The 6,602-nt window shown below is 66.3% G+C and carries 7 protein-coding genes; 2 read left to right on the forward strand and 5 right to left on the reverse strand.

What is annotated here, in order from left to right; all coding sequences use genetic code 11:
- Positions 1-64 precede the first annotated feature (64 nt).
- The 5 genes from fumC to ACK5IR_RS11680 form a co-directional block, all read right to left on the reverse strand.
- Positions 65-1,462 carry a class II fumarate hydratase gene (gene fumC / locus ACK5IR_RS11660; protein ID WP_416929070.1) on the reverse strand — a complete coding sequence of 466 codons (1,398 nt, stop codon included), beginning with the start codon at positions 1,460-1,462 and terminating at the stop codon, positions 65-67.
- A 127-nt stretch (positions 1,463-1,589) separates the two neighbouring features.
- On the reverse strand, positions 1,590-2,069 hold the full coding sequence (locus tag ACK5IR_RS11665; protein ID WP_416929072.1) for an SspB family protein: 480 nt from the start codon (positions 2,067-2,069) through the stop codon (positions 1,590-1,592).
- 175 nt (positions 2,070-2,244) lie between these two features.
- Positions 2,245-2,673 (reverse strand): ester cyclase, encoded by a 429-nt coding sequence (locus tag ACK5IR_RS11670; RefSeq protein ID WP_416929074.1) that lies wholly within the window; start codon positions 2,671-2,673, stop codon positions 2,245-2,247.
- Positions 2,674-2,792: 119 nt separating this feature from the next.
- The gene (locus ACK5IR_RS11675) at positions 2,793-3,497 is read right to left on the reverse strand and encodes a GntR family transcriptional regulator (RefSeq protein ID WP_416929076.1); all 705 of its coding nucleotides are present in this window, start codon (positions 3,495-3,497) and stop codon (positions 2,793-2,795) included.
- Entirely contained in the window at positions 3,494-4,870 is a 1,377-nt protein-coding gene (locus ACK5IR_RS11680; protein WP_416929078.1) for a formimidoylglutamate deiminase, read from the reverse strand. The genes ACK5IR_RS11675 and ACK5IR_RS11680 overlap by 4 nt, the downstream gene beginning before the upstream one ends.
- 68 nt (positions 4,871-4,938) lie before the next feature.
- Here ACK5IR_RS11680 and hutI point away from each other — a divergent pair, with 68 nt between their 5' ends.
- A complete protein-coding gene (gene hutI, locus ACK5IR_RS11685) occupies positions 4,939-6,132 on the forward strand; it encodes an imidazolonepropionase (RefSeq protein WP_416929080.1) in 1,194 nt (397 codons plus the stop codon).
- Positions 6,129-6,602 (forward strand): aromatic amino acid lyase (locus ACK5IR_RS11690; protein WP_416929082.1); only part of this gene is annotated, 474 nt, incomplete at its 3' end. The genes hutI and ACK5IR_RS11690, both read left to right, overlap by 4 nt.

Genomic DNA, 6,602 nt, shown 5'->3' on the forward strand with positions numbered 1-6,602 from the left:
GGCCTTGCCGGACGAAAACAGGCGCCCGCGCGGGCGCCTGTTCCGGGCATGCGGCGATCCGGCCCTACTTCGCTTTCGGGCCGACCATGTTTTCGGGCCGGACAACGGCGTCGAAGGTCGCTTCGTCGACAAAGCCGAGGTTGATCGCCTCTTCCTTCAGCGTGGTGCCGTTCTTGTGCGCCGTCTTGGCGACCTTGGTGGCGTTGTCGTAGCCGATGGTCGGGGCAAGCGCGGTGACCAGCATCAGCGATTCGTTCATCAGCTTCTCGATGCGCACCTTGTCCGCCCTGAGCCCGACCACCAGGTTGTCGGTGAAGGCCGAGCAGGCATCACCAATAAGCTGCATGGCTTGCAGGACGTTGTAGGCCATCATCGGCTTGTAGACGTTCAGTTCGAAATGCCCCTGCGAGCCGGCAAAGCCGACCGCCATGTCGTTGCCCATTACATGGGCGCAGACCTGGGTCAGCGCTTCGCACTGGGTCGGGTTCACCTTGCCCGGCATGATCGACGAGCCGGGCTCGTTTTCCGGCAGCAGCAGTTCGCCAAGGCCGCAGCGCGGGCCGGACCCGAGCAGGCGGATATCCTGCGCGATCTTGAACAGGCTTGCCGAGACGGTCTTGAGCGTGCCCGACATCTCGACCATCGCGTCATGGGCGGCGAGTGCCTCGAACTTGTTGGGGGCGGTCACGAAGGGCAGGCCGGTGAGGGTGGCGATCTGCGCCGCGACCTCGATATCCCAGCCCTCGGTCGTGTTCAGCCCGGTGCCGACGGCGGTGCCGCCCTGCGCCAGTTCGTAGATGTCGCCAAGCGCGGTTTCTACCCGTTCGATGCTCTTGGCGAGCTGATGGGTATAACCCGAAAACTCCTGGCTGAGCGTCAGCGGCGTTGCGTCCTGGGTATGGGTGCGGCCGATCTTGATGATCCCGTCGAACTCCACCACCTTGCGCTGCAACGCCTCGTGCAGCTTGCGCAGGCCGGGCAGCAGAACGTCGCGCGCCTGCGTTGCGGTGGCGATGTGCATCGCGGTCGGGAAGGTATCGTTTGACGACTGGCCCTTGTTGACGTCGTCGTTCGGATGAACCGGATCCTTCGAGCCGATCCTGCCGCCGAGAAGCTCGATCGCGCGGTTGGCGATCACCTCGTTGGCGTTCATGTTGGACTGGGTTCCTGAACCGGTCTGCCAGACGACGAGCGGGAAGTCGTCGTCGAGCTTGCCGTCGATCACCTCCTGCGCGGCGGTCTGGATGGCCTGTCCGATCTCGGGTTTCAGCTTGCCATCTCCGGTATTGATGATCGCGCAGGCCTTCTTGATGACGCCGAGCGCCCGGACGATGGGAACGGGCTGCTTCTCCCAGCCGATGGGGAAGTTCTGAAGCGAACGCTGGGTCTGCGCGCCCCAGTATTTGTCGGCGGGAACTTCGAGCGGGCCGAAGCTGTCGGTTTCGGTGCGGGTCTTGGCCATGGCTTATCTCCGGATCAGTGATGAGCTGCGGTTTAGCGGCGGCGGGGGCGGCTTTCAACGCCACGCCCCGCCGCACCCGGGTGCAGGGCGCGGTGGCGGGCAGATGCCCCGGCCGCGCCGGACGGTGCTATTTGCGGAACTTGTCGAGGCTGACCACCTCGGCGTCGTGCGGGGTGTCGTCGGGCTCTACATTCTCGGCCAGCGGCGCCTCCTCGTCGTCGTCCGGCAACTGGGTTTCGTCGTCATCCTCGTCGGATGCGGTTTCGAATCTCAGGCCGAACTCAACCGACGGATCGACGAATGTCTCGATCGCGTCATAGGGAATGTAGAGCGGCTCGGGGCTGTCGCCGAAATTGAGCGTGACCGAAAACCCGTCGTCCGATACCTCCAGATGGTCGAACCAGTGTTGCAGGACTACGGTCATTTCCTTGGGGTAGCGCTGGCGCAGCCAATCGGCGATCTCCACATCGGGGTGGGTGGTGTCGAAGGTGATGAAGAAATGGTGCTGCCCGGGCAGGCCGCGTTCTGCAACCTCGCGCAGCACCTGCTGGATGAGGCTGCGCATGGCCTGATGCATCAGTTCTCCGTAGTCGATGCTCTGCGACATGGGCAGCTAGGTTCCCTGATTGACGTTTTGACGCAGCATAAGGGATTCGATTGCGAATGATAGCCGCCATCCAACGATTCCCGCCGGATTTCAGCGCTGGCCATTCCTCCCGCTGCCGGGTGCGAGGTTCATCTGCGAAAAGAAGAAGCGGCGCACGGCCGGTCGCCGGGATGGATCACCTGAGGCGCTGGCCGGCCATGCAGAGCGCAAGCGCGTTTTCGGGAACCAGCCCGACCTTTTCGAACAATCCGAGGAAATCGATACAATTGTAGGCCTCGACAAACCGGCCGTTTTCGATCTGGACCATCACCATGCCGTTGCCGGTGATCCGCTGGCGCGTTGCCCGAACGGTCGCGTCGTAGGTCGCCACCACGGCAAGCCAGTCGCCCTGTTCCACCGCCTTCTCGATCTTTATCTGCGAAAGCTCCACCATCTCGAGCAATGCGGCGACGAATTCGTGAAACTCCCGGGCACCGACGGCAAGATCGGGAAGCAGGCCGCTTGCCTCGGTCGAAATGCCGAAAAACCCGGATGCTTCCTCAACCGCGCCGGAGACCCATACCCGGTCGTAGAATTTCTGAAGGAGATCGAGCTTGTCCGACATTTTGCCGCCATCGTGTCCGCGTGGGTCACGTTAGGTCAAATGTCTGAAGCAATCCTGAATGCGGAGCCGCCGGACGAAAATCCGCCGACCGGTCGCGCGGGAGGCGTGCCGGAGCAGGCTCACAGCTTGCCACTGATCCGGTGACCGCGGGCGAAGGTCATTTCGACGAAGGTGATCGGCCTGGCCCCCTGCCATGTCGCGCGGCGATGAACGATCAGCGCGTCGCCGGGCGTTCCGCCGAGCGCGGCGATTTCCCGTTCCGCCGCGCTGATGGCGAGAAACTCCGATTCCGCATGGGTGAAGGGCAGGTGAAGAACCAGCCATTCGTTGGCGCCCAGCCTGTCGAAAGGTTCATCGAGCGCCTCGGGAACCGTCGCGGGGACGATCCAGCGATCTTCGAGCGCGTAGGGCGCCCCGTCTGCCAGATGAAGCGACACGACATGCAGCAGCGGCTCGTCCGTGGCGGTTCCAAGCGTTGTCGCCACCTTTCGGGGCGGCGGGCAAAGGCTCCGTTCGATCAGCCGGTAGCCATGGCGCCGGCCGCGTTCCTCGACCTCTTGCCGGATGAGCGGAATCCGGATCGTCGCGGTGCCGACCCGATGCCGGGCGACACGGGTTCCGCCCTTGCGCCGCCGTTCGAGCAGGCCGTCGTCGGAAAGCGAGCGCAGCGCGCGGTTGACGGTGGAACGGGCGCAGCCAAGCTCGGCCGCCAGATCGGCTTCGTTGGGGATCGGGTCTCCGGGCAGCCATGCCTTGCCGGTGATCCGCCGCAGCACCTCTTCCCGGACCGACTGCCAGCCGTATGGGGCGCCTTGCCGTGTCACAGTCCGCTTCGCAACCGGTGGATCGCATCGCGGTAGCGTGCGGCGATAGCGTCGCGCGCGATGTGGCGGCCACCTCGAACCAGATGGCGGCCGGCCGACCAGACATCGGCGATCGCATCCTGCCCGGCGGCAAAGATGAAGCTGTCGAGCAGCGTATCGCCGGCGAGCCCGTCGAGATCGGGCAGCGAGGTGTCGAGTGCCAGAAGGTCGGCCCACAGCCCCGGCGCGATCCGGCCGCCTTCCCGCCCGGCCGACGCAGCGCCGCCGGCGCAGACGGCTTCGTACAATCGGCGGCCGGTGGAGCGGTCCGGGGTCGCCAGCGCGGCGCGCGTGCCGTCACGCAGCCGCTGCGAATATTCCAGCGTCCGCAGTTCCTCGGCCAGCGATATGCGGATGTTGCTGTCCGATCCGACAGCGATTCTTCCGCCGTGCCCGAGAAACCGGACGCCATCGAAGATGCCGTCCCCCAGCGAGGATTCGGTGATCGGGCAAAGCCCCGCGACCGCGCCCGTCGCCGCCAGCCCGGTTGTCTCCGCAGGGGTCATCTGGGTGGCATGGATCAGGCACCAGCGCCCGTCCGGCAGGCCGCTGTCGAGCATGTATTCGGTGGGTCGCCTGCCGTAAGCGGCGAGTACCTCGTCAACCTCGGCGGGCTGTTCGGCCAGATGCATGTGAACCGGACCTTCGGGAACCAGCGCCGCGGTTGCGCCAAGCGATTGCGGCGCAACCGCGCGCAGGCTGTGCGGCGCGACCCCCAGCCGCGCATCCGGCCCCAGAGACGACAGTGCGCGCCGGCTTGCATCGACGAGGCGGGCGAATTGTGCCTCTGAGTTGCCGAACCGCACCTGACCGGCCGACAGCGGGCGCCTGTCGCAGCCGCCGAATTCGTAATGTACCGGCAGCAGCGTCAGGCCGATCCCGGTGTCGTTCGCCGCCGAGACGACGCGCCCGGCCATCTCGGCAAGGTTGGCGTACGGGCGGCCGTCCGGCTGATGGTGCAGGTAGTGGAACTCGACATTGGTGCCGAATCCGGCCTCGAGCATTTCCATCTGCACGAAGGCGGCGATCGCCTCGACCTGATCGGGATCGAGCCGGTCGAGAAAGCGGAACATCAGACGCCGCCATGTCCAGAACGAATCGCGCGGATCTGGCCCGCGCCGCTCGGTCAGCCCGGCCATGGCGCGCTGGAAGGCGTGGCTGTGGCAATTGGCCGGGGCGGGCAGCAGACAGTCGGCCCGGTGCCCCCCGGGCGGGCTGTCCGGGGTGACGCCGGCGATCCTGCCGTCGGCGGTGATATCGACCAGAACGTCCTTTTGCCAGCCGTCTTCGGTGAGAGCCGTCTTTGCCCAGATTTTTGCCCGGTCTTTTGCCATGACAGTGCCTTGACTTATTATGTACGTACATATTAACCGTTGCAGATACGGGAGCAAGGGGGCTTTCGATGCTGCTCAGCAATACGACGATTGCGACGATTGCGCCGGACGGCGGTTACGGGCTGATCGATGACGGTGCCATCGCCATTTCGGGCGAACGGATCGTCTGGGCAGGGCATCTAGAGGATCTGCCCGAAGAGCATGCGGCAAGGCGGCGGACGGACCTCGGCGGCCGCCTGACGACACCGGGGCTGATCGACTGCCACAGCCACGTCGTGCACGGCGGCAATCGCGCGCGCGAATTCGAGATGCGGCTGCAGGGCGCGAGCTACGAAGAGATCGCCCGCGCCGGCGGCGGTATCGTCTCGACCGTACAGGCGACCCGTTCGATGCCGCACGAGGCGCTGGCCGGGGCGGCGCTGCCGCGCATCGATGCGCTGATCGGCGAGGGTGCGACCCATATCGAGATAAAGTCGGGATATGGGCTCGACCGTGAGACCGAACTGGCGATGCTGCGCGCCGCGCGCCGGATCGGCGATCTGCGCCCGGTGCGGATCAGCACCAGCTTTCTGGGTGCCCATGCCGTACCGCCGGAGTTCGCCGGCCGGCCCGATGCCTATATCGACGAGGTCTGCATTCCCGCCCTGCGGGCCGCCCATGCCGAGGGGCTGGTCGATGCCGTCGATGGCTTCTGCGAGGGTATCGCCTTTACCCCGGCGCAGATCGAACGGGTCTTCCGGGTGGCGGCGGAGCTTGGCCTGCCGGTGAAGCTCCATGCCGAGCAGCTTTCGCATACCGGCGGCACGGCGCTTGCCGCGCGCCATGGCGCGCTTTCCGCCGATCACGTCGAATATGCAACCCCTGACGACGCCGCCAGGCTGGCGGCGGCGGGCAGTGTGGCGGTGTTGCTGCCCGGGGCCTTCTATACCCTGCACGAAAACCGGAAACCGCCTGTCGAAGCCTTTCGCGCCCATCGCGTTCCGATGGCGCTGGCGACCGATTGCAATCCGGGCACCTCGCCGATGACCTCGCTTCTGCTGGCGATGAACATGGGCTGCACCCTGTTCGGCCTGACCCCCGAAGAAGCGCTGGCGGGGGTAACCCGCCACGCCGCCCGGGCGCTCGGGCTGGCCGACAGCGGGTTCATCGCATCTGGCGCGCGCGCCGATCTGGCGGTGTGGAGTGTCGGGCACCCGGCCGAACTGTCCTACCGGATGGGGTTCAACCCCCTGTACTCCCGCATTTTCGGAGGCCGCGCATGACGATCACCCTGACGCCCGGAGCCACGGGGCTGGCAGAGCTTAAAACCGTCTGGCGGCAGGGCGCGGCCGTCCGGCTGGATCCTGCGGCGCAGGCGCCGGTCGCGCGGGCGGCGGCGCTGGTGCGCGCGGCCGCGAAGGGCGCCGTTGCCGTCTATGGCGTCAACACCGGCTTCGGCAAGCTCGCCTCGGTCAAGATCCCGCCCGACCAGACCGAAACACTTCAGCGCAACCTGATCCTGTCGCATTGCTGCGGCGTGGGCAAAGCGCTGGACGCGCCCACCACCCGCCTGATGATGGTGCTGAAGCTGCTGTCGCTGGGGCGTGGCGCCTCGGGCGTGCGCTGGGAGATCTGCGCGCTGATCGAGGCGATGCTGGCCGCCGGTGTGGTGCCCGAGATTCCCGTCCAGGGGTCGGTCGGCGCCTCGGGCGATCTGGCGCCGCTGGCGCATCTGGCCGCTGTGATGATCGGC

The organism is Tropicimonas sp., from assembly GCF_047971885.1.
Classification (GTDB): domain Bacteria; phylum Pseudomonadota; class Alphaproteobacteria; order Rhodobacterales; family Rhodobacteraceae; genus Tropicimonas.